General features: G+C 64.7%; 2 protein-coding genes. Both read left to right on the top strand.

Annotated features, from left to right (window positions below; translation table 11 throughout):
* The coding region (locus tag ACYVDE_RS21715) for a hypothetical protein (protein WP_460503628.1) at nt 1-392 on the top strand (392 nt) is incomplete at its 5' end.
* Between the two features lie 35 nt (nt 393-427).
* The coding region (locus tag ACYVDE_RS21710; RefSeq protein ID WP_460503627.1) for a hypothetical protein at nt 428-1,775 on the top strand (1,348 nt) is incomplete at its 3' end.

Raw genomic sequence — 1,775 nt, 5'->3', positions numbered from 1 at the left:
TGGGCGTGGCGGCCGTGGTGGTGCTGGTGCTGGCCGCCGACGCCCGCCCGTGGACCATTGTGGGCTACCATTTTGCCGAAGATATCGGCATAATCTCGGGGGCACCGCTGGACAGGGCCGTGCGCCTGGCCAATGCCGACCTCTACCGCCAGCTCGACGCGCAGGTGCCGCCGGGCTACCTCATTCTCAACGCCCAGGGGGGCGACGAGCTGCAGGCCCAGTTCTACTCCACCCACCCCGTGTACGGCTGGTGGCCGGCCGAAACCGACCTGAACCGGCTGCTGGCCCAGGGCTGGCGCGTGGCGTATTTTCCGGCCCACCACAACCAGGCACCCCCCGATTACCTCACGCATTCGCCCGGGGCCATCCCGCTCTGGGGCAGCCCGCAGTAGGGGCGGCTCCTGCTTTTTTATCATCATCCGCGCCCATGGCTGTTTCTGTTCGCTCACATCTGGTTCCACTGCTGGCGTTGCTTCTGGCTACGCTGCTGCTACTCAGTGCTGGCCTCTACAACGGGTTTCCGTTGGTAACCATCGATACCGGCACCTACATGAATTCGGCCATTCGTTTCGATGTGCCCAACGACCGGCCCATTGTGTACAGCCTGTTCATCTGGGCTACGGGGATGAAGTTTTCGCTGTGGCTGGTGGTGCTGGCGCAGTCGCTGCTGCTGGCCTGGCTGCTGCTACGCTGCGTGGCCGTGTTTGCGCCGCGCGTGCACCACCGGCTGGGGCGGCTGGTGGTGGTGGGGCTCACGCTTTGGGCCACAGGGGCATCGTACTATTGCAGCCAGCTCATGCCCGACATCTTTTCCGCCATTGGGCTGCTGGCGCTGGCGCTGGCATTGCTCGGGCCTGTGCGGCCAGTGGCCGAGCGTGTGGGCGTGTTGGCCACCGTGGCCCTTTCTACCATGATGCACAACTCCAACCTGCTCACCTTCAGCATGGTGGTGCTGGGATTTGGGTTGGTCGGCTGGTGGCAGGGCTTGTTCCGAAGGCAGCTGGCCAGCCTGCGCCAGTGGGTGCTGGCCACGGCCACCGTATTGGCTTGCTGGGGGCTGCTGCCTTCCATCCACGCTGTTTTCGGCGGCGGCTTCGTGCTGTCGCGGGCTACGCCGGTGTTTCTGCTGGCCCGAATGGTGGAGGCGGGTATCGTAGACGAATACCTCAAATGCAACTGCGACCAGGCTCCGCCGCTGAAGCTTTGCGACTTCCGCGGCCAGCTGCCCAACGATGCCATTTCTTTTCTGTGGGATGAGAAGAGCCCCTACAACCAGACCGGCGGCCTCGAAGACAACCTCGTCGAGTACCGCAGCATTGTGCACCAGATACTGGTTACCCCGCGCTATTACCCCTACCTGGTCCAGGAGGGCTTGCGGTCGACGCTGCGCCAACTGACGCACATCAGCCACGGCGACGGGCTGGTGCCCCAGCGGGAATACACCAACCCCTACTGGAAGGTGCTGGAGTTTGCGCCGTACGAAGTCAAGGCCTATCTGTCGTCGCTGCAAAACCGGGGCGAGCTGCATTTTGATGACTTGAATGCCCGTTTCTACGGCGCCGAGCTGCTTGCCCTGGTAGTCGCCGCGGCGGTAATAGCCTGCGCCCGGCGTTCGGCGGCCGCGGCGACCCGCTACGCCCCGTTGCTGCTGCTACTGCTGGTAGTAGGCATGGGCCTGGTCGCCAACGCCTTCGTAACCGGCGCGCTGGCCAACGTGCTCGACCGCCTGCAGGGCCGCGTGGCCTGGCTGCTGCCCTTTGCGGCGCTGCTGGTGC

It is taken from the genome of Hymenobacter agri (assembly GCF_054778495.1).
The sequence above is the reverse complement of the archived record's forward strand: the minus strand, read 5'-3'. Positions and strand labels throughout refer to the sequence as shown.